This window comes from Halomicroarcula saliterrae (genome assembly GCF_031624395.1).
GTDB lineage: Archaea > Halobacteriota > Halobacteria > Halobacteriales > Haloarculaceae > Haloarcula > Haloarcula saliterrae.
The window spans coordinates 171,055-192,982 of sequence record NZ_JAMQON010000001.1 but is presented as its reverse complement, the minus strand read 5'-3'; the positions used below and the strand labels follow the sequence as shown (position 1 = coordinate 192,982).

Here is a 21,928-nt window from a genome sequence, read left to right as displayed (position 1 = left end):
TTCGCCGGCAAAGCGTTTTGCTCTCGCCACCCCTTCGAGCGAGCGTGTACGACCTCGAACGGTATCTCAACGTCCGGAGCGCCTACGGCGCGTCGATGGGGCCCGACGGCCGGCTGGCCTTTCTGCTGAACACGACCGGGGTGGGACAGATATGGACGCTCGACGAGCCGGGCGCGTGGCCCGAACAGCGCACGTTCTACGACGAGCCCGTCGGCTTCGTCTCCTACTCGCCGACGCGGGCCGAACTCGCCTTCGGGATGGACGAGGGGGGCAACGAGCGAACGCAGCTGTACCGGCTCGACGACGAGGACGGCACGGTCGCGGCGTTGACCGGGATGCCCGACGCGAAACACCGCTGGGGCGGTTGGGGGCCCGACGGCGACCGGTTCGCGTTCGCGTCCAACCGCCGGGACGAGGCGGTGTTCGACGTGTACGTGCAGTCGCGGGAGGACGCCGGCGACGACGCCGAACTGGTCTACGAGGGCGACGGCTGGTTCAGCGTCGACGGCTTCTCGCCCGACGGTGACCGACTCGCTCTCAGCGAGACCCACTCCAGTTTCGACCAGGACGTCTACGTCCTCGATGTCGAGTCGGGCGAGCGGACCCATCTCACGCCCCACGACGGGTCGGTTCGGTACGCCAGCGTCTCGTGGGGGCCGGACGGGGAGGCGCTGTATCTGGTCACCGACGCCGAGAGCGACACGCTCGAACTCGCTCGGCTCTCGCTGTCGGGGGATCTCGACGTCGTCCGCGGCGGGGGCGAGTGGAACATCGACGGCGTCGCCGTCGACCAGGAGAGCGGCCGGCTGGCCTACTCCCGCAACGTCGAGGGGTACAACGAGATTACCGTGGGCGCGTTCGACGGCCCGACGGCCGTCGAGACGTTCCCAACGCCGGAGCTGCCCGGCGGACTCGCCGGGGGCGTCGCCTGGAGCCCCGACGCCGACCGCTTCGCGCTCAGCGTCACCGGTCGCACGGTCAACACGAACGTCTTCGTCGTCGAGACGGCGACCGGCGAGAGCGAGCGCTGGACCCGCGCCTCGACGGCGGGCATCCCGGCCGGGACGTTCGTCGAGCCCGAGGTCGTCCGCTTCGAGAGCTTCGACGGCCGCGAGATTCCGGCGCTGTTCTCGCTGCCGCCGGGGGCCGACGGCGACGGGGAGACGCCGGTCATCGTCGACATCCACGGCGGCCCCGAGAGCCAGCGCCGCCCCTCCTTTGCCGGGCTCACGCAGTACTTCCTCTCGCGAGGGTACGCCGTCCTCGAACCGAACGTGCGAGGGTCGACGGGCTACGGGAAGGCCTACACCCGTCTCGACGACGTGGAGAAGCGGATGGACTCGGTGAAGGACCTCCGGGCGGGGGTGCGATGGCTCCACGACCACCCCGCCGTCGACCCCGACCGCGTCGTCGCGATGGGCGGGTCCTACGGCGGGTTCATGGTGCTCGCGGCACTCGCGGAGTACCCCGACCTCTGGGCCGCCGGCGTGGACGTTGTCGGCATCGCGAACTTCGTCACGTTCCTCGAAAACACCGGCGAGTGGCGCCGCGAGCTCCGGGAGGCGGAGTACGGCTCGCTCGACGACGACCGCGACTTGCTCGAATCCATCTCGCCGATCAACAGCGCCGAGAAGATTACGGCGCCGCTGTTCGTTCTCCACGGCGCGAACGACCCGCGGGTCCCGGTCGGGGAGGCCGAGCAGATCGCCGCGGAGGTCCGCTCCCACGGTGTCCCCGTCGAGACGATGGTCTTCGACGACGAGGGTCACGGAATCAGCAAGCGCGAGAACCGCATCGCGGCCTACACTCGGGTCGTCGCGTTCCTCGACGAGCACGTGTAAACTCGCCGTCGGCTATCGCGAGTGAGGGGCGCTACCGGCTACGAGCGGCGGCTTCAGACGCTGAAAACGAGTGGCTGGCTTTATATCAGTCGGAAGCGACGGGCAGGCATGGACGTAGCCAGCCGCTCTCGGTCGCGAGTCGAGGAGCGGTTGACGCGACTCGAAGAGGAGTTCGGCCCGCCGGAGGTCACACAGACGACCTTCGAGGTGGGGAGCGAGCGGTACCAGCGGGCACTGGAGAAATCACAGGACGGCCAGCTCGACGTTCGGGCGGTGGTCCGCGACGACGACGGCGCCGTGCTGTTGCGTGAGGGCGACGGCGAGTGGATGGTCCCGCACGGACAGACCGAGCCGGACGAACGGCTCTCGGCGGCGGTCAAACGTATCGTCAGGGACGCCGCCGACGTCGACTGCACCGTGACCGACGCCGTCAGCGCCAACATCCACGGCATCAGAAACAGCGACGACGAGGCCGCGTCGACGGTGTACCGACTCAGCGTGGTGTTTACCGCCGAGGTCGTCGACACCGACGAACCGGACGGTGACGAGGTCCGCTGGGACGCCAACCCGGACGCCGTCGGCGAGTTCGTCTAGACGACGCCCGTCACCGTCGCCGCTTCGATGGCGGCCTCTTCGCTCATCCCGTCGCCCAAGATGGTGTAGCGGTCGCGTATCTCGTGGGCCGTCGTCAGTGCCTCGATGACCGTCTCGCGGTCGATGTCCAGGTCCGCCGCCGTCGTCGGTGCGCCGATGGCCGCCAGCGCGTCGCGCACGTCTCGCCAGCGTCCCTGCGGTCCGGTGTGGAGGTACTCGGTCATGATGGCGCCGACGCCGACCTGGTGGCCGTGCAGGGCCGCGCCGGGGGCGATGCGGTCCAGCTGGTGAGAAAAGAGATGTTCCGCGCCGCTGGCCGGGCGCGAGGAGCCCGCAATCGACATCGCCACGCCCGAGGAGACGAGCGCCTTCACGACGATCCACGACGACTCCTCCAGGTTCCGCTTGATCGAGTCGGCGTTCTCCACGAGCATCTCCGCCGTCATCTGGGAGAGCGCGCCGGCGTATTCGGAGTAGTGGACGTTCTTCAGCCGGTGGGCCAGTTCCCAGTCGCGGACGGCGGTGTAGTTCGAGATGATGTCGGCACAGCCGGCCGTCGTCAGCCGCCAGGGGGCCTGTGCGAGAATCTCGGTGTCGGCGACCACGGCGAGTGGCGGCTCCGCGGCGACGCTGTGGCGGGTGTCTTTCTCGGGGACCGAACCTCGGCCCGAGACGATGCCGTCGTGGCTGGCCGCCGTGGGGACCGAGACGAACCCCAGGCCGAGGTGATCGGCCGCCATCTTCGTGATGTCGATGGCTTTCCCGCCGCCGACGCCCAGCAGGAAGCCGGCGTCGGTCTCCTCGGCGTAGGCGATGACCGCCTGAACGGCGTCGAAACTGGCCTCGTCGATGATGATCTTGTCCGGGTCGTACCCCGCGTCGGCGAACTGCTCGATGACCCGAGTGCCCGCCACGTCGTACGGCGTCGGACTGGAGACGACCAGCGGCCGCCCGGTGAGATGGAGCTCCTCGACGGCGTCGAGTGTCTCCGGCAGGACGCCGTGGCCCACCACGACGTTGCGCGGAAGGCGAATCCACGTCGATTTATCGAACATATCCTCACCTCCTCGCCGGGATGGGAAAACGGTTTGTCCTATCCGGCTGTCCGCCGCCGAAATCGCTGGGTGGCCGGTTCAGGCGACCGGACGGGGCTTGTTAAAACAGGGGAAAGTTACTTGCTGCATAAAGCACATTAAATTACGTATAACCGCGCCGAGACTATCGCGCGGGCCAGTGGGGGTCACAGCTCGGGGGGGCTGGGGAGCGGCCGCGACGAACGGCGACAGGGAGACAAGCGACTATGCACGGAAATCTCATTGCGGTACTGGCGGACAGTGTGTTGAGGAGTGAACGAACACCTACATCGAAAGAGCGGCCCCTCGTCCGGAGGCGAAACTGATGACCGACGGCGACTCGCGCCGCCCGAGCCGTATCGGGCCGACCTCGCGGCGAGACGTACTGCGTACACTGCTCGGCGTCGGGGCGATGGGAGCGGTCGGGTTCGACGACACTGTCGGGGTGTCGCGGGCGGTCGAGACCGGTGAAGACGCCCACAGTCCCGCGATCGACCTCGTCCCGACCGAGCGGGCCACCCACAGGGCGACCGGCAGCGGCGACTGGACGGACCCGGACGTCTGGGACAACGGCGTCCCCGGTGCGGACGCCAGAGTCCATATCCCGAGCGGTGTGACCGTCACGCTCGCGGACACCACCGACCGGCTCCACTGGCTCCGCGTCGACGGGACGTACCGGGTCGACCCGAGCAGTGACTCACACCTGCGCGTCGAAACCGTCGTGACGACCGAGGCGAGCCGATTCGAGGTCGGGACCGCGGAGTCGCGGGTGGGCCCGGACGCGACCGCGACGACGACCTTTCTGGACCGCGGCCCTATCGACACCGACTACGACCCCGGCCGTCGCAGCCGCGGCCTGCTTACCGTCGGCGAGGTGGCGATCCACGGCGCCGAGAAGACCGAGTGGACCGAACTCGCCGCGTTCCCGACGTCGGGCGACGACCGGCTGGAACTCGCCAGCGCCCCCGAGGGCTGGCAGCCCGGCGACCGCGTGGTCGTCGCGCCCGTGGACGACCCCGACACCGACGAAGTAAAGGCTGTCACGGGTATCGACGGGAGCACGGTCTCGCTGGCGAGTGGCCTCGAACACGACCACGTCCCGCCGAAAGACGACCTCCCCGTCCACGTCGCCAACCTCTCCCGGAGCGTCCGCTTCCAGTCCGAATCGACCGATATCCCCCGTCGTGGCCACCTGATGCTCATGACCAGCGAGGGCGTCGTCGTCGAGAACGCCGGCCTCTACGACCTCGGCCGGACCGACAAATCGAAGCCGTTTACCAACCCACACGTCGACGACCCGGCCGGGACCAACCCCAAGGCGCGGTACGCCCTGCACTTTCACGTCACCGGGGCCGACCGCTCGAAGGAGCCCCACGAAGTGCGGGGCTGCGCCGTCGACGGCTCGCCCGGCTGGGGGTTCGTCAACCACCACTCGTACGCACACATCACCGACTGCGTCTCTTACGACGTCCTCGGTGCCGGCTTCGTCACCGAGGCCGGCGACGAGCAGGGCTCCTTCGAGCGCAACATCGCCATCAAGAGCGAGGGCAGCGGGCAACACGTCGCCCACAGGGCCGACGAAGGCGGACAGACAGAAGTCACGGAGAATCCGATCGACGATTTCGGTCACTCGGGACACGGCTTCTGGATGCACAGCCCCGGCGTCGTCGTCGACGACAACGTCGCCGCGGGCCACGCGGACTACGGGTTCTTCTACTGGGGGATGCCACTCGACGAGACGGGCATCGACCGGGGCAGCGTGATGCGCGACGGTATCATGATTCCGGCGAACTACCCCAAAGAACAGGCGACGTTCAACCGCAACGACGGTCGTAGCGCGGACGTGGGCGAGACGGACACACACGTCGCACACGGCTTCGTTACCATCCGCTCGTTTGCCAACAACACCGCGTACGCGGTCGGATCAGGGGTCGGAACCCGCTGGATGAAACCACAACGATACTCCGGACAACTCCGTCACAACAAGTACGAGGACTACAACAAGATCGAGGGATTCACTGCCTACGGTATCCACCGTGATGACGGTCACTGGCTCACCGGGGGCAACGGCATCGGCATCAGTTGGTCGAGCCACTGCTGGGTCAAGGACTGTCGGCTCGTCGGCGACGGCAACGGGTACGGTATCAACAGGGGTAGCAACCTGTATCAGATCGCCAACTGCATGTACCAAGATACGACGGTCGAGAACTTCGCCGTCGGCATCGCAGTTAGTACCGGACCGACGACCATCGTAACCAACTGTACGCTGGACAACGAGCGAACGAACGTCAGCGCACCGGCTGGGACGATACATAAGAGCTCTATGCTGTGGCTAAACAACAACACCTACAGGCGGGCTGACCGGAACCTATGGCACCACTACGACCTCAGGACAATAGGGTTCCCAGCCTTCTTCGACTACCGCATCCTACTGAGTCAGGGACCCGATTCGGAGCCGTCGTCGTTCGCCCAGACTCACGCGAACTCGGGCGGCGTTCGAGTCGACGACAAGAAGCTGTATTTCGATTACCAGCAACCCGACAGCGAGCCGATGGAGACCGCCAGACGGAACGGTCGCTTCCCCGGCACCGATTCGGAACGAGAAGTTGCAGAGAGTATGAACTCGACACTCTCTCATTTCAACTTCGGTCAGGCGAGGAATCTCCCGGACGAAGTAAACGAAATCGAAGACAACGTGGAGGCGCTCACCGGCAAAACGAACACGGAACTGAACGAACAGTACGGACTGAAAGGCGGTGGCGAGATGGTCCCTGCTGACGCCGAGCGCAGTGACTTCGTCGACCATGCATGGGAGACGTCGGCGACAGGGACTAACGTCGAACGTGGGAGCGACGTGATGCCACCGAAACTCCCGGGCATGGTTCTCGAGGACTCCTCGTACATTACTATCGATGCTCCGACCACTGCGAGGCCGAACGCTCCAGTCAGCTTCAGGGCCTCGGGATCAACCGCCGACGCGGTGACCTTCGACTGGGCATTCGGAGATGGCGCCAGTGCCACCGGACGGACAGTCACTCACAGCTACGACGCGATCGGCGAGTACGACGTCACGCTGACAGTGACTGACAGCGACGGCGTGTCGACGACTACGACGCAGACCGTGTCCGTCGGGACGACGCTTCGCATCGAGGCCCCGAACGGGGTTCCCTACGGGTTCAAAGCTGGTAGCGACGTCTCGAAGGACGGATTCGCCACGCGCAACGACACCGTCGACAGTGCCACTGTGGACGGCCAGGTCGACGGCGAGGCCGACACCTACGTCTACAGCGGCGGGCTGGAACACTTCTGGGGGAAAGGCGTCACCGTCTTCATCGACGGCGAGCCGGTCGACCCGTCCGACCACGTCGACACGCACACTATCCTCGTCGACGAGACCGAGGACGTCGAAAAGACCTACGAGTTCGAGGTCAGCGACACGCTCGAAGCCGGGAAGTTCTACGGCGGCGGCTCGGACTCCATCGACGGCACGACCGCTTCGGGCTATCTCAAGAGCTTCCAGGACAGTTACCGGTACACCGGCAAGGTCACGTCGTGGTCGAGCAGTGATGACCTCACGGTGTACATCGACGGCGCGGAGGTCGACACGTCGACCCTCGGCGAGCAGTCGGACGGCACGGGTGAGGTCGAGTCCGTCAGCGCAGCCATCGACGGCGACGACGACGGCATCATAGACGACTCGGAGATACTCGACGCCATCGAGTACTGGCAACACGGGGAGACGGTGCCCGGAACCGACGGCGAGACGGTCAGTCATTCCGAGTTACTCGAACTCATCAAGCGCTGGCAACTCGGGAAATAGCCGCTACAGGGGCGTTCCGTCGGGGGACGGGACACGTTTTCGAGACAGAGTAGGTCCGTCACGACACCGGCTCGGTGCCATCGTCTCCGAGCCGCACGGCAACGGTCGGCTCCACGCCGGAATATATTGGTAAGTATGAAATTCACTATTGTTGACAAGGTTTTATGTGATTTAATCGTGTCAGTTACTGACGCAACGGCAGCGTGGATAAACCACCGCTCACCCGACTAAACCCTACCATGGCTGGCAAATACGTTCGGACGACCGCTCGTGTATCACCGCGCAACCACGTCGGTTCGGTCGACTCGACCGGAGGACTGACAGGCCGGGTGGTGACGAGCACCACGGAGCGTGGCGCCCCCGGGGAGGTGCAGCGATGATCGGGCCGGTCCTCCAGCTCCCGGTCATCGGGCTCAGCGTCGCGGAGTTCGTCGTGTTGCTCATCGCCTCCTTCGCCGGGGGGCTCTTCGGCGCGGCACTGGGTGCGCTTCCCGCCTTCATCTTCACCGGCTTCATGGTCATCGCCGGGGAGGCCATCAACATCCTGACGGCCCAGCTCGGGGAGGTCGCGGGCATCGCCACGGGGGACGTCGCCCCGAACGTCACGGCGCTGGTCGCCTTCGGCCCCGTGTTCGGCCCGCACATCTCCTTTGCGGGCGGGGCGGCGGCGACGGCCTACGCGGCGAAAAACACCGATATGGACACCGGCTTCGACTACCACGAGGGGAAGAACATCCTCTATGCGTTCGGGACGGAGCCGGACGTCCTCCTCGTCGGCGGGGCCTTCGGGATTCTGGGCATGCTCATCAGACAGATATCGGGCGGGCTCGCGCTCCCCTGGGACCCCATCGCGATGGGCGTGACGCTCTCGGCCGTCGCCCACCGACTCGTGTTTGGCTACCCGCTCGTGGGGAAGATCCGCGGCGACGGGCTGTTCGATATGAGTCCGTTCGCGCGAGGGGACATGCGACAGGCCGGCGACGTGGCGGCCGACGGCGGCGTCGAGGAGAGCCGGCTGGCCGTCGAGCCGTGGCTCCCCCACCAGTACAAGTGGTCCGGGGTCGCGCTGCTCGGCATCGGTGTCGGCGTGCTGGGGTCGTACATCGCGCTGGTGACCGAGAGCTTCTTCCTCGGTTTCGGCATCAGCGCGGCCTCCCTGCTGTTCCTGAACTGCGGCGTCGAGAAGATTCCGGTGACCCACCACATCACCCTCCCGTCGAGTACGGCGGCCCTGATATTCGGGGCGGGCGGCGACGCGTTGCTCGCGCTACTGGTCGGCACCGTCTTCGGGCTCTACGGAGCGCTGGCGGGCGAGGCTCACCAGCGTATCTTCTACGCCCACAGCGACACCCACTGGGACCCCCCAGCGGCCGCCATCGTCCTGACGACGTTCACCATCGCCGTGCTGGCGATTCTCGGTGTCTTCCCGGATAGCGGCTGGGTCCCCGTCCCGGTGTAACTACACCGGGCCGTCCCCCCCACCGGGAACCATGAACATCGAGGCGATGATAAAGCGGCGACAGCGTCGGGACGGGGAGTCGCGACTGATCGAGGACTACGAACACCTCTCTGCGGCCGCCCACGTCGAGGAACCGACCGACCGGAGCCGACTCCTCGAAGAGCTATTGGACCACTTCGACCCGGTGTTCGACGACCACCTGCCGCCCCACGGCTACCTCTACGGCCCGAAAGGCGCCGGCAAATCGGCCGTGGTGACGGCGCTGTTTGCCCATCTCGGCCGGCAGCGCATCACACCGGGCAACGCCATCTACACCGCGACCCGCGTCCGGCCGTCGCGACTGCTCCAGTTCGTCTACGTCGATACGAGACACCGGACCAGCGAGTTCGCGTTCTACCACACGCTGCTCGATGCCATCACCGACGAGCGGGTGCCCCGCCACGGCATCAGTACCGAGACGCTTCGGGAGCGACTACACCGACAGCTCGGGGACGCGAACGCCGGGCTCTTGCTGGCCGTCGACCACGTCGGCGAGCCGGGGAGTACGCCCGCCGACGCGCTCGTCGACCGGTTCGCCGCGCTGCCGAGCGGCGTCAGCTGGCTCGCTATCGGCCGGACCGAACCGGCCGAGACGGTCCTGACCGACTACACCGCCGAGGCGATACGCGTCGAGCCCTACCGGTTCCACGTGCTGGTCAACGTCGTGTTGCGCCGGGCCGCGAGCGGCCTCGACCACGCGGCCCTGGGCTACGAGGGCGTCTCGACTATCGCGGAGTGGGCCGACGGTGACGCCCACGACGCGCTCGCGGCGCTGTTCGTCGCCGCCGACCGCGCGGCACGGGCCGACCACACCACCATCACCACGGCCGACCTCGACGCCGCCTTCGAGGAGGTGCCGGACGACGGCGTCGCGCTGGGGCGCGTGTTCGCGCTCCCGGCGAACAAGCAGACGGTGCTGCGCGAACTCGTCGAGCTCGACCCCGCCGACCGGGCCAGCGTGACCGTGGCCACGAGCGCCATCGCCGCCTCGACGTCGAACGAGCTGGCCGAAGGCACGATAAAGCGATACCTCTACGAGCTCGCGGCCGTCGGCATCGTCGACCGGGTGCGCTGGGAGAACGACGCCGAGCAGGGCCGCCCGCCGAGCCGGCTCGAACCGAAGTTCCCGCCGACGGTGTTCCGGCGGCTGTACGACCTGGAGGCGTAGGCGGGGTGGCCGACCCCCGTGCGATGGGCCGAAAGCCCGACGGCCCCCGAGCGGACGTGGCACAGGGGCGTCTGGCTGTCCGTCACGGCGGCGGTCGCCGCTCGTCGGCCCGCAAAAAGTCCGTCCGCCGCGTTAGTCGTCCGAGGAAGCCGCGAAGTCCGCCTCGGTCGCGTCGGCCGTCGGCGTGGCCGCCGCGGGCGGTTCGTTGCGCACGTCGTCGCGCTCGCGGTCGCTGATGACCTCGGCGTAGGCGTCGGGCATCACCATCGTGAAGTTCGACAGCTCCTCGTCCCAGTTCTCGAGCAGTTCGGCCGCTCGGTCCGAATCGGTGTAGGCGGCGTGGTTCTCGACGAGACGGGTGATCATCCCGCGGTCTTTCGCCTCCAGCGTGTCGCGGATGGAGACCATCCCCGTGTTGGCCTGCTCGGCGAAGGACTGGTCGGGGTCGTAGACGTAGGCGACGCCGCCGGACATCCCGGCCGCGAAGTTCTTGCCCGTGTCGCCCAACACGACGATGGCGCCGCCGGTCATGTACTCACAGCCGTGGTCGCCGACGCCCTCGACGACGCCCTTGACGCCGGAGTTGCGGACGCCGAAGCGCTCGCCGGCCTGCCCGTTGACGTAGGCCTCGCCCTGGGTCGCGCCGTACAGCGCGACGTTGCCGATGACGATGTTGTCGCTGGCATCGTAGTTGGCCTCGTTGGGCGTGTTGACGATGAGCTTCCCGCCCGAGAGCCCCTTGCCGACGTAGTCGTTGCCGGTGCCGGTCAGTTCCATGGTGACACCCTGTGCGAGGAACGCACCGAAGGACTGGCCGGCGGTGCCGTCGAAGTCGACCCGGATGGTGTCGTCCGGGAGCCCGTCGCCGCCGTGGGCCCGGCAGATGCGGTTCGACAGCGTCGCACCGACCGCGCGGTGGACGTTGTTGATTCCGGCGTCGATGGCAACCGGCTCGCCGTCCTCGATGGCGGGCTCGGCGGCCTCGAGCAGCTCCCAGTCGAGCTGTTCGTCGACGTCGTGGTCCTGTTCGCGCTGTTTGTAGCGGCCGTCCGACCCGGCCGGCTCCGCGATGACCGAGGAGAGGTCGAGCTTCTTGGCCTTCGCCTGTTTCACGTCGTCGCGCTGTTGCAGGACGCTCGCTCGGCCGATCATCTCGTCGACGGTCTCGAAGCCGAGTTCGGCCATGATCTCGCGCAGTTCCTGGGCGACGAACGTCATGTAGTTGATGACGTGCTGTGGCTCGCCCGGGAAGCGGCTGCGGAGGTTCTCGTTCTGGGTCGCGACGCCGACCGGACAGGTGTTCTCGTGGCACTGCCGGGCCATCACACAGCCCGACGTGACCATCGAAGCGGTCCCGAAGGCGAACCCTTCGGCACCGAGCAGGGCGGCGACGGCCACGTCGCGACCCGTCTTCATCCCGCCGTCGGCGTTGATGCGGATACGCGAGCGCAGGCCGGTCGCACGCAGCATCTGGTTCGCCTCCGCGACGCCGAGCTCCCACGGGAGGCCGGCGTTCTTGATGGAGGTCTTGGGCGAGGCCCCGGTCCCGCCGTCGTGGCCCGAGATGTGGACCACGTCGGCGTTGGCCTTCGCGACGCCGGCCGCCACCGTACCGATTCCGTCCTCGGCGACGAGCTTGACGTTGATGTCGGCCTCCGGGTTGGCCGCCTTGAGGTCGTGAATCAGTTGCTTGAGGTCCTCGATGGAGTAGATGTCGTGCAGCGGCGGCGGCGAGATGAGCCCGACGCCCGGCGTCGCATAGCGGACGTGGGCGATCATCTCGTTTACCTTCTTGCCGGGCAGATGGCCACCTTCGCCGGGTTTCGAGCCCTGGGCCATCTTGATCTGGATCTCGTTGGCTTCCGAGAGGTAATCGGAGGTGACGCCAAAGCGGCCGGAGGCGACCTGCTTGGTCGTACACTCCTTCTCGGTGCCAAAGCGCTCGGGCGGTTCGCCGCCCTCGCCGGTGTTGGCGTTGGCGCCCAGCCGGTTCATCGCGATGGCGTTGTTCTCGTGCATCTCCGGGGAGAGCGAGCCAAGCGACATCGCGGCCGTCTCGAAGCGTTTGACGATTTCCTCGACCGGCTCGGTCTCCTCGATGTCGATGGACTCGCGGCCCGAATCCAGTTCGAGCAGCCCGCGCAGCGTCTGGAGCTGCTCGTTCTGGTCGTTGATGAGCTCGGCGAACTCCTTGTAGATATCGTAGTCGCCCATCCGCACGGCCTGCTGAATCTTGCCGACCGTGTTGGGGTTCCACTGGTGGTGAATCCCGTTCGAGCGGAACTCGTACTCGCCCTGGCGGGGAATCTCCGGCTCTTCCTCGCTCCAGGCCACGTCGTGGCGCTGGAGCAGGTCCTCCTCGATTTCGTCGAGGCCGATACCCTCGGTCCGGCAGGTCGTCCCCTCGAAGTACTCCGCGATGAAGTCAGAGGAGAGGCCGACCGCCTCGAAGATCTGGGCGCCCTGGTAGGACTCGACCGTCGAGATACCCATCTTCGCCATCGTCTTCAACAGCCCGTCCTCGACGGCCGTGATGTAGGCGTCGATGGCCTGTGAGAGGTCCGCGCCGTCCGGACCGGCGACGAGGTCCTCGATAGTCTGGTAGGAGAGGTAGGGGTTGACCGCGCCCGCGCCGTAGCCGATGAGCGTCGCGAAGTGATGGACCGCACGCGGGTCACCGGATTCGAGCACGAGCCCGACGTGGTTGCGCAGTCCGTTGCGAACGAGGTGGTGGTGGATGCCGCCGACCGCGAGCAGCGAGGGAATCGGGACGCGGTCCTCGCCGGCCGCGCGGTCCGAGAGGACGATGATGTCGTGGCCGTCGTTCGCGGCCGCGTCCGCTTGTGCGCGTACGTCTTCGACGGCCTCGCGGAGGTCGGTTCCCTTCTCGTAGGTGATGTCGACGACCTTCGTCGACATGCCGTTCTCGTCCAGCGTCTTGATGGACTCGGTCTCCTCGTCGGTGAGAATCGGCGAGTCGAGCACCAGCTGGCGGGCGTGTGCCTGGGACTCGTCGAGCAGGTTGCGCTGGTGGCCCAGCCGCGATTCGAGCGAGGTGACCAGTTCCTCGCGGATGTAGTCGAGCGGCGGGTTGGTGACCTGTGCGAACAGCTGTTTGAAGTAGGTAAACAGGGGCCGGTTGAACTGCGAGAGCACCGACAGCGGCGTGTCGTCGCCCATGGAGCCGACGGGGTCTTTCCCCTTCTCGGCCATCGGCTCGATGAGGTGGTCGACCTCGTCGTAGGTGTAGCCGTACATCGCCTGCTGGCTGCGCAGGCCGCCGACGGTGTCCTGTGGCGTGTTGTCCTCGCGCGGGGCCACGTCGTCGATGTCGACCTGCTCTTCGTCGACCCACTCGCCGTACTTCTCGTCGGCGATGGACTCGAACACTTCCGCGTCGGGGATGACGCGCCCCTCCTCGGGGTCGGCCAGGAAACACTGTCCCGGCTGGAGCCGCCCGCGCTCGGCGATTCTGCTGGGGTCGTGTTCCAGTGCGCCGGCCTCGGAGGACATGACGAGCGTGTTGTTCTCGAGGATGTCGTACCGGCACGGACGGAGCCCGTTGCGGTCGAGCACCGCGCCGATGCGCTCCCCGTCGGTGGCGGCCACGAGGGCGGGACCGTCCCACGGCTCGACCAGCGAGGCGTGGTAGTCGTAGAAGTCGCGGCGGTCGCCCGAGACGTTGTTCATCTCGCCGCGCCATGCTTCGGGAATGAGCATCCGCAGGGCGTGGGGAAGGTCACGACCGCCCTGGAGGAGCAGTTCCAGAGCGTTGTCGACGCTCGCGGTGTCGGACTGAGAGGGGTCGTCGATAATCGGTTTGACCCGCTCGATGTCGTCGCCGAAGCGCTCGCTCGCGATGTCGGTCTCGCGGGCGCGCATCCAGTTGATGTTCCCCTGGATAGTGTTGAACTCGCCGTTGTGGATGACCCGGCGGTAGGGGTGTGCGAGGTGCCACGCGCCCAGCGTGTTCGTCGAGAAGCGGGCGTGGACCATCGCGAACGAGGAGGTAAACCGCTCGTCCGAGAGGTCCGGGTAGTAGTCCGGGAGCTGTTCGGCCTTGAGCAGGCCCTTGTACACGACGACGTCGGTCGCCAGCGAGACGATGTAAAAGCGGTCGTGGCCCGGCGGCTGCTCGGCCTCGACGGTGTTTTCGAGGGCGCGACGGCCGACGTAGAGCTTGTTGTCGAGGTCTTCGCCCGTCGCGCCGTCCTCGGCGGTGACGACGAACTGTGCGATTTCGGGCTCGGATTCGAGCGCGGTCGCACCCAGGTCGTCGTTGTCCGTCGGAACGGTTCGCCAGCCCAGAACGTCCAGTTTCTCGGCGGCGAGTTCGGTCTCGACGAGGTCTTTCAGGTCGGCGGCGGCCGACTCGTCGTCGCTCGGTAGAAAGAGGGTCCCGACCGCATACGCGCCCGGTTCCGGGATGTCGGCGTCGAACTCCGCCGCGAAGAACTCGTGGGGAATCTGCAGCATGATACCCGCCCCGTCACCGGTGCCCTGCTCGGCACCAGTCGTGCCCCGGTGTTCGAGATTCTCCAGAAGTTCCAGCCCGTCGGAGACGGTTCCGTGGTCGCTCTCGCCGTCGAGGTCCATTACGACCCCGACGCCACAGTTCGACCGCTCGTCAGTCGGGTCTGCGAGCCCGGCCTCACCCACAGACTGGTCACTGATGTGTCGCTCAACCATGTGTGCGCGCACCTAGTGGAGACTCCCATAAGAGGATGTTCATCAATGCACTAGTGTTCCTAATCCCCCCATTAGGACATATATATTCTCATCATTGTCCACGCAGTCTGGCGATTGACACGAGTCGACGGGCGTGTCAGGACCGCGAGGCCGACGCAGTATTTGCCGGCTGTTCCCGACGACTCAGGTCCACGCGCGGGCCGACTCGGAGTCGACGGCCCCCGCGAGATACGCGGTGAGGTCCGTCGTCGTCACCATCCCGACGACGCCCTCGGTGTCGTCGACGACGGGGACGTGGTGAATCCCGTGCTCGATGAGCAGGTCGGCGATGGCTTCGATGGACGCCTGCACCGTCGTCGTCACCACGTCGCGGGTCATGTGGTCGGCGACCGAGAAGGCCCCGGCGGACTCGTCGGCCGCCGCGATGGCGACGAAGTCGGTCGACGTGAGAATGCCGACGAGCCGGTTGTCCTCGTCCACGACGACGACCGAACTGATGCCCTCGTCGAGCATCAGTTCGGCGGCCTCCTTCGCCGGTGTCGACGCCGAGACGGTGGTTACTGGCGATGTCATCAAGCTGCCGACAAATATATCGTCCATGCTCCTCACTCACATACACGTCTCAATAAACTTGTTGTTCGCCGGAACCGCTCGCCCGATAGCCGCCGGCGACACGCCGCTCGCAGTCGATGTCTGAACTGTCACTCGTAGGAAAAAACCGGCCGCTGTCTGCCGGTTGTCAGCCCCGAGTCTGACGCCGATTTATATATGGCGACGAGAGAGTCGTCCATGGGGGCATGGAGAAAGTCACACGCTCCCTTGGCCCCATCCTTACCTTTCCTCCGGAGCAGCTACACGGTCAGAAGTCGCTGGTCCGGATATCGGTGGCCGGCACGACCAGTCGAACGCGCGGATGAGCGCTGGCGTGTCGAAGAGTCAGCATCCGACGAGTGCGTGGTCGGCGGTGACCGACGCCGGCGTCACTTCGGTACTGGACGTACTGTGGAACGACCGCACGCCGTTGCGAAGCCGGTACCACGTGGAACCGGCGACACAGCCACCGTCCGCTAGCTCAGTAGCTCTTCGCGAAGTATGCCGTCTCCTCGGCGTCCTCACCGCAGATAGCGCAGTCGTCGTGGACCGGCTCTTCGTCGCGGTCCAGCGGGACCATCACGATTTCCGCGGCGATGGCGTCCTTGATGGGGTCCTCGCAGTCCTCGTCGCCACACCAGCCACACTTCACGTAGCCGCCGTGCTGGCCGATGGTGCCCAGAATCTCCTCGCGCGACTCGCCCTCGCGGATCTCGCCGTCGAGCGTCTCCTCGGCGCTCGCGTACAGCTTGGCGTGGACGGTGTCGAGGTGGTCGGAAACGGTGTCGCCGATGTCCTCGCGGTCGACGACCTCGCTCTCGCCGTCGGGTCGGTGGACCAGCGTCGCCTCGTCGTCCTCGACCTCGTGGGGGCCGACCTCGATTCGAAGGGGGACGCCGTTGAGCTCGTGTTCGTTGTACTTGAAGCCGGGATTGTAGTGGTCGCGGTCGTCGAGTTCGACGCGGACGCCCGAATCTTCGATGTCGACGGCGAGGTCCGCGGCGTATTCCTGGACCTCGTCTTTGGTGTCTTCCTGCCAGATGGGGACGATGACGACCTGCGTCGGCGCGACGGCCGGGGGCAGGACGAGCCCCTGGTCGTCGGAGTGGGTCATGATGAGCGCGCCCATCGCCCGCCAGGAGAGCCCCCACGAGGTCGTGTGGGCGACGTTGTCCTCCTCGTTCTCGTCGGCGTAGGTGATGTCGAACGCTTCGGCGAAGGAGGTCCCCAGATAGTGGGAGGTCCCGCCCTGGACGGACTTCCCGTCGGGCATCAGCGCCTCGACTGTCGTCGTCGTGTGCGCGCCCGGGAACTTGTCGTGGGGCGGCTTGCGCCCCTCCATGACCGGCATCGCCATGACCTCCTCGTAGAGCCGCTTGTACTGTTCGAGGCGGGTCATCGTCTCGTCCCACGCGCCCTCCTCGTCGGCGTGGGCCGTGTGGCCCTCCTGCCAGAGGAACTCCTTGGTGCGGAAGAACGGCTTCGTCTCGGTGGCCTCCCAGCGCACGACCGAACACCACTGGTTCAGGCGGAGGGGGAGGTCGCGGTGCGAGCGCGTCCAGTCGGCCATAAAGGGCGCGATGATGGACTCGCTCGTCGGGCGAACCGCGAGGCGTTCCTCCAGTTCGTCGTGGCCGCCGTGGGTGACCCACGCGACCTCGGGGTCGAACCCTTCCACGATGTCTTTCTCCCGTTCGAGGAAGCTCTCGGGGATGAACATCGGGAAGTAGCTGTTCTGGACGCCGGTGTCCTTGAACCAGCCGTCCAGATGGTTCTGGATGCGCTCCCAGACCGCGTAGCCGCGCGGTTTCGTGACGATAAAGCCGCCCATGGGGGCGTAGTCCGCGAGGCCTGCCTTCTGGACGACCTCGGCGTACCACTCGCCGGGTGAATGCTCCTTGCTCTCAGTAATACCGAGTTCCTGCTCGCCGCTCATTATCGGAGGGTGGCCCACGCCGCTATTAAAGCATACGAAGGGGGCGCGAAGCGTCGGTCGTCCCGGAGGGGGTGGTTAGCCGGACGTGACCTGCTCATATCGGCCTTGCCTGAGCTATATGCCGGTTCGCGGCCACCGGACCGCTATGGAGACACTCGGCATCGACCACGTCCACCTCCGGATACCCGACGACGAGACGGCACACGCCATCGAGTTCTACCGAGACCTGCTCGGCTTCGGTCTCGAAGGGTTCGACGCCTACGACCGAGGCGACTCGCCCATCTTCACGTTCCGGCTCACCCCCGAGAGTATCATCCACGTCAAGCCGACCGACGACTTCGTCCACCCCGAGCGACGGAACTTCGACCACCTCGCCGTGGTGCTGGACGAGGACGTCACGGACGTGAAGCAGGAACTCGAAGACGCCGGCGTCATCGTCGAACGGGAGGGGACGCCGACGGGCGCGACCGGTGACGCGCCGGCCATCTACGTCCGGGACCCCTTTGGCTACCTCATCGAGCTGAAAGAGCCGGTCGACGGGGCGACCTGACCGACAGGAGGCCATCGTATGGGACAACTAATCGACGGACGCTGGAAGACCGACGACGAACTGACGGCGGCCGACCGCGACCGGAGCCCGGATTCGTTTCGGGAGCGCGTCGGCCCCGACTCCCGGTTCACGCCCGAGCCGGGACGGTACCACCTGTACGTCGCTCGCGCCTGTCCGTGGGCCCACGGCGCCGTCCTCGTCCGAGCGCTGTTCGGCCTCGAAGACGCGATCAGCGTGAATATCGTCGACCCGTACCGCGGCGACGACGGCTGGCAGTTCACACCCGACAAACCCGGCTGTACGCCCGACTCACTCCACGGGTCGGACTATCTCCACGAGGTGTACACCCGGGCCGACCCGGCGTTCACCGGTCGGGTGACCACGCCGGTACTGTGGGACAAACAGGAGGGGACCATCGTCAACAACGAGTCCATCGAGATAATGCGGATGCTCGCGACGGCCTTCGAGGACCACGGGGACGTGTCGCTGTATCCCGAGTCGAAGCGCGAGCGTATCGACGCCGTCGTCGAGGAGTTGCACGACCCCGTCAACCGGGGCGTCTACACCGCAGGGTTCGCCACGTCGCAGGCGGCCTACGAGGACGCGGTCAGCGACCTGTTCGACGCCCTCGACAGGTGGGAGTCGGTGCTCGCCGACCGGCGGTATCTCGTCGGTGCGTCGCTGACGCTGGCCGACCTCCGACTCTTCCCGACGCTGGTCCGGTTCGACCCAGTCTACCACACGCACTTCAGGTGTAATCGAAAGCGTCTGGTGGACTATCCGAACCTCTGGGGGTACACACGCGATATCTACCAGCGCCGCGGCGTCGCGGACACTGTGAACATGGCTCACATCGAGAACCACTACTACCGGAGTCACACCGGCCTCAATCCGAACGGCCTCGTCCCGGTCGGCCCAGATATCGACCTCACCGCCCCGCATCAGCGCGGCTGACGTCCCAGCCACAGCTGGCCGCCCCCGGCGCGGACCCGCCTCCCGGGTCAATTATTACAGCACGGACACAAGGAGTGACAACATGACTCAGGGACCAGACGACGAGGTCGACGACAATCTACGGGAAGCCCGGGCGCGCACCCCCGAGGCCTGTGGGAGCGTGCAGTCGCTGGACCAGTTCGGGACGAAGTGGCGGCTCCGTATCCTCTATACGCTGTTCGAAGCGGACCACCGTTTCAACGAACTGAAACGGGCGTCGGGCGCGAGTTCCTACACGCTCTCGCGTGTGCTCGAATCGCTCGAAGCGGACGGTATCGTCGACCGCCGTGTCGAGCCCGGGCCGCCCGTCGAGACACACTATAGCCTGACCGAGAAGGGGGCGGCGCTCGAACCGGTGTTCGACGCTATCGACCAGTGGAGCGAGGAGTGGGGCGGTGAGAACGGGCCGCTGTCGTCCGAGACGCCAGACGTGTAGCTTACTCCTCCAGCGCGCGGGCGGCGATGGCGAGCGTCCCGAGCCCGCCCTGATTACCGATCACCTTCACTGTCTCCGCGAGTTCGTCTTCGGTGACACCCTGCGCGCGGGCCATGCTCGCGAGCTCGGTCACGCCGGCAGTGTTGCCGTCGGCCGCGTCGAGCGCGAGCGTGATGAGGGTCTTCGTCCGGGCGGGGAGGGCGCCGTCGGCTCCGGCGTTCCGTGCCAGCGCGGCGACGTGGTCGGCGAAGGCCTCGTCGTGTCGGCGGAGTTTGCGGACGAACGCCGGTTCACTCGCCGTATCTGCGAACAGTCCATCGAACGGTTGGGGAGTATCGTCTGTGGTCATCTGTGGTAAGTGCGTGCTGTGTAGTGTCGTTACAGTCCGTACGGCCAGTTCGTGCCGCCGAGCGCGAGGAGGACGAGCGCGCTTCCGAGCAGGGCGGTGTTGAGCAGGAACTGTGTCTTCTCTGACTCCCGTTCGTCCGGGTCCTCGATGCGCCAGAAGGCGTGCATCGCCGGTGTGACGCCGGCGAAGAACGCGATAATCGCGAGGCTGGCAACGGCCGGATACACACCGGTGAGAACGCCGAGCCCACCGATCACCAGCAACACGAAGGCGGCGGGGACGGCGACGCTGGCCAGCGGAATACCCGTGTCGCGGGCGTAGGCGATCTTGGCTCGCACGTCGAGCAGGTTGCTGACGCCGAGATAGGCGAAGACCCCGCCGAGGAGGGCCCGCCCAGCGAGGAACGTCGCGGCCCCGGCGGTCGTCTCGAACGGCATCAAGCAGCCACCTCGAACAGTTGTCTTCCGTGTCGTCGGGTTCTGCGTTGCGTCGTCATCAGTCTCCCTTCCGCCGCCGCGAATATGTAGTTAATCTTATGTATAAGTGATCAGGTTTGGTCCGGATAACCGCGCAACATCGGGCCCGCGAGATGCTCTCTGGTCTGTGAGAGCGGGCGGGAAACGACCGGTCAGTCCGTGCTGAGGGTGCCCGGGCTGTCCTCAGGCCCCGATAGTCGTCAGCGACGCTATCGAGTCGGCGACCCGTCGGTCCATCCCGGCACCGGTAAACGTCGGCGTCGGCGTCGCCCGGACGGCGTACAGCTCGTCGTCCGCGCCGCGGGTGAAGTCGACGGCGACGGCGCGGGCACCGAACTGGTCGAGGAGCTCCCGGACCGAGGCAGCCAGCGACACGTCCACGTCGGTCCGCCGGAGGAGCGGGCCGTCGTCGGGCAGCGAGGTCCGGAGTTCGACGGCGCGCATGTGGGTCTCGCGGCCGTCGTCGACCGCGTAGTAGCGGTAGTCGACCGGCTCCGTCCCCGGCTGCTCGACGTAGAACGGCGCCGGGTCGTCGAGGGCGGCGGGCCCCTCCCACGCGTACCGGCGCCCGGGGTCGTACCCCGCTCTCGGGCCGTCGAAGCTGACATCGGGGACGCGACAGCCGACAGACTCCAGCGCGTCGAGCGTGACCAGCCGGGCCGACAGCGCCACCGTCGCCGTGACGCCGTTCCACGTCGGTACCCCGGTCCGGTCGGCGTGCCGGAGCGCGGCGAGGGCCGTCGGGTGGACCGCACCGTTTACCAGTCCCGCCAGCGCGTCGATGTCGGCGGGTGAAACCGGGCCGGTCGGCCGGTGGAACTGGACCTCGAACCCCCGCGCGGCCAATCGCTGTGCGACGGGGCGAAAGAGGGGGTGGTCCGGGTCGCAGATGAACCCGATACTGTCCATACCCCCCGCTCGGAGGGCGGGCGTAAAAAAGTCCGGACGAACCGAACGAGTCGTCCCGTCGGCTGTAACATCCCGGGAGTGTTCGGTCCCCAAGTGGCGACCATCTCTACGGACCCGGAGTCGACAGTATCAGGTGAACTCGGCCCCAAATCCGTCCATGAACTGGCCGGGTCACGTCGGCGGACACTGGGGCACGGCCCACGTCGACTTCACGGTCGTACTCGCGGTGTCGGGACTGACCACAGCAGTGCTCTGTGTCGCGGGCGTCGCCGCCTACCGCCGACGGGGGTCACGGGCGTATCTGCTGGTCGCGCTGGCACTCGCGGTGCTCGTCGCCCGCCCGGTACTGGGCGGACTGGCGATGGTCGGGGCGGTCAGTCCGACGACGCACCACACGCTCGAACACGGCGCCGACGCGGTCATCGTCGTCCTCGTCCTCGGGGCCGCCTACTACACCCGCTCGGTCGAACAGCGACTGGAGGGGCCATGAGCGAGACGCGACGGCGCATCCGTCGGCGCATCGACCGCGACCCCGGCATCCACTTCCGGGCGCTGACGCGAGGGCTGGAGCTGGCGACGGGTCAGGTGCAGTACCACCTCGCCCGCCTCGACGACGTGACCGCGGAGCGAGTCAACGGTCGGACCCACTACTACCCGCCGGGCTACGACGCGTGGGAACGCCACACGCTGGCCATGCTCCGCCGGGAGACCGCCCGGGACGTGGTCGTGGCGCTGTACGAGGGCGACCAGACACGTCCCGACGCCGTCGCCGACCGGGTCGGCGTCGCTCGGAGCACGCTCGAACACCACCTCGACGGGCTCGTCGCGGGCGATATCGTCGCGAAACGGCGCGAGGGGAACCGCGTGACGCTCTCGCTGGCCCGCCCCGAGGAGACGGTCGCGCTGCTCGGTGCCGTGGAGCCGAGCCTCGCCGAGCGGCTGACCGACCGCTTCGAGCGGCTGATCGACAGCCTGCTCGAAGAGCCACGAGAGGACTGATTTCGG

17 protein-coding genes are annotated in these 21,928 nt (G+C 66.8%); 10 read left to right on the top strand and 7 right to left on the bottom strand.

Features of this window, described 5'->3' with window-relative positions; genetic code table 11:
• Window positions 1-95 precede the first annotated feature (95 nt).
• Both NDI56_RS00990 and NDI56_RS00985 read left to right on the top strand, forming a co-directional pair.
• The gene (locus NDI56_RS00990) at window positions 96-1,841 is read left to right on the top strand and encodes a S9 family peptidase (protein ID WP_310918912.1); all 1,746 of its coding nucleotides are present in this window, start codon (window positions 96-98) and stop codon (window positions 1,839-1,841) included.
• A 108-nt stretch (window positions 1,842-1,949) separates the two neighbouring features.
• A complete protein-coding gene (locus NDI56_RS00985) occupies window positions 1,950-2,435 on the top strand; it encodes an NUDIX hydrolase (protein ID WP_310917540.1) in 486 nt (161 codons plus the stop codon).
• Here the strand turns inward: NDI56_RS00985 and NDI56_RS00980 are convergent.
• Window positions 2,432-3,490, bottom strand: a complete 1,059-nt coding sequence (locus NDI56_RS00980) for an NAD(P)-dependent glycerol-1-phosphate dehydrogenase (RefSeq protein ID WP_310917539.1) — start codon at window positions 3,488-3,490, stop codon at window positions 2,432-2,434. The two genes, NDI56_RS00985 and NDI56_RS00980, sit on opposite strands and share 4 nt — an antisense overlap.
• A gap of 343 nt (window positions 3,491-3,833) precedes the next feature.
• Between NDI56_RS00980 and NDI56_RS00975 the strand changes: the two genes are divergently transcribed.
• The 3 genes from NDI56_RS00975 (at window position 3,834) to NDI56_RS00965 (ending at window position 9,994) form a co-directional block, all read left to right on the top strand.
• Complete coding sequence (locus tag NDI56_RS00975) at window positions 3,834-7,328, top strand: PKD domain-containing protein (RefSeq protein WP_310917538.1); 3,495 nt, start codon at window positions 3,834-3,836, stop codon at window positions 7,326-7,328.
• Between the two features lie 376 nt (window positions 7,329-7,704).
• On the top strand, window positions 7,705-8,787 hold the full coding sequence (locus NDI56_RS00970; protein WP_310917537.1) for a DUF7973 family transport facilitator: 1,083 nt from the start codon (window positions 7,705-7,707) through the stop codon (window positions 8,785-8,787).
• 31 nt (window positions 8,788-8,818) lie between these two features.
• Window positions 8,819-9,994 carry a Cdc6/Cdc18 family protein gene (locus tag NDI56_RS00965; RefSeq protein ID WP_310917536.1) on the top strand — a complete coding sequence of 392 codons (1,176 nt, stop codon included), beginning with the start codon at window positions 8,819-8,821 and terminating at the stop codon, window positions 9,992-9,994.
• 132 nt (window positions 9,995-10,126) lie between these two features.
• Here NDI56_RS00965 and gltB read toward each other — a convergent pair whose 3' ends face one another.
• The 3 genes from gltB to proS all read right to left on the bottom strand — a co-directional run bounded on the left by gltB (window position 10,127) and on the right by proS (window position 17,210).
• A complete protein-coding gene (gene gltB, locus NDI56_RS00960; RefSeq protein WP_310917535.1) occupies window positions 10,127-14,683 on the bottom strand; it encodes a glutamate synthase large subunit in 4,557 nt (1,518 codons plus the stop codon).
• Between the two features lie 183 nt (window positions 14,684-14,866).
• Complete coding sequence (locus NDI56_RS00955) at window positions 14,867-15,283, bottom strand: CBS domain-containing protein (RefSeq protein WP_310917534.1); 417 nt, start codon at window positions 15,281-15,283, stop codon at window positions 14,867-14,869.
• Window positions 15,284-15,755: 472 nt separating this feature from the next.
• Window positions 15,756-17,210 carry a proline--tRNA ligase gene (gene proS, locus NDI56_RS00950; RefSeq protein ID WP_310917533.1) on the bottom strand — a complete coding sequence of 485 codons (1,455 nt, stop codon included), beginning with the start codon at window positions 17,208-17,210 and terminating at the stop codon, window positions 15,756-15,758.
• A gap of 145 nt (window positions 17,211-17,355) precedes the next feature.
• Between proS and NDI56_RS00945 the strand changes: the two genes are divergently transcribed.
• The 3 genes from NDI56_RS00945 to NDI56_RS00935 all read left to right on the top strand — a co-directional run bounded on the left by NDI56_RS00945 (window position 17,356) and on the right by NDI56_RS00935 (window position 19,189).
• Entirely contained in the window at window positions 17,356-17,760 is a 405-nt protein-coding gene (locus NDI56_RS00945; protein ID WP_310917532.1) for a VOC family protein, read from the top strand.
• Window positions 17,761-17,778: 18 nt separating this feature from the next.
• Window positions 17,779-18,714, top strand: coding sequence for a glutathione S-transferase family protein (locus NDI56_RS00940; protein ID WP_310917531.1), 936 nt, complete (start codon window positions 17,779-17,781; stop codon window positions 18,712-18,714).
• A gap of 82 nt (window positions 18,715-18,796) precedes the next feature.
• Complete coding sequence (locus NDI56_RS00935) at window positions 18,797-19,189, top strand: winged helix-turn-helix transcriptional regulator (RefSeq protein WP_310917530.1); 393 nt, start codon at window positions 18,797-18,799, stop codon at window positions 19,187-19,189.
• A gap of 1 nt (window position 19,190) precedes the next feature.
• Here NDI56_RS00935 and NDI56_RS00930 read toward each other — a convergent pair whose 3' ends face one another.
• The 3 genes from NDI56_RS00930 to NDI56_RS00920 all read right to left on the bottom strand — a co-directional run bounded on the left by NDI56_RS00930 (window position 19,191) and on the right by NDI56_RS00920 (window position 20,923).
• Entirely contained in the window at window positions 19,191-19,538 is a 348-nt protein-coding gene (locus NDI56_RS00930; protein WP_310917529.1) for a carboxymuconolactone decarboxylase family protein, read from the bottom strand.
• 29 nt (window positions 19,539-19,567) lie between these two features.
• A complete protein-coding gene (locus NDI56_RS00925) occupies window positions 19,568-19,975 on the bottom strand; it encodes a DoxX family protein (RefSeq protein ID WP_310917528.1) in 408 nt (135 codons plus the stop codon).
• A 222-nt stretch (window positions 19,976-20,197) separates the two neighbouring features.
• Complete coding sequence (locus NDI56_RS00920) at window positions 20,198-20,923, bottom strand: ATP-grasp domain-containing protein (RefSeq protein ID WP_310917527.1); 726 nt, start codon at window positions 20,921-20,923, stop codon at window positions 20,198-20,200.
• A gap of 157 nt (window positions 20,924-21,080) precedes the next feature.
• Here NDI56_RS00920 and NDI56_RS00915 point away from each other — a divergent pair, with 157 nt between their 5' ends.
• Window positions 21,081-21,413, top strand: coding sequence for a DUF7471 family protein (locus NDI56_RS00915; RefSeq protein ID WP_310917526.1), 333 nt, complete (start codon window positions 21,081-21,083; stop codon window positions 21,411-21,413).
• Window positions 21,410-21,922: a winged helix-turn-helix transcriptional regulator gene (locus NDI56_RS00910; RefSeq protein ID WP_310917525.1), complete on the top strand. Its 513-nt coding sequence runs from the start codon at window positions 21,410-21,412 to the stop codon at window positions 21,920-21,922. Before NDI56_RS00915 ends, NDI56_RS00910 begins: the two co-directional genes overlap by 4 nt.
• Window positions 21,923-21,928 lie beyond the last annotated feature (6 nt).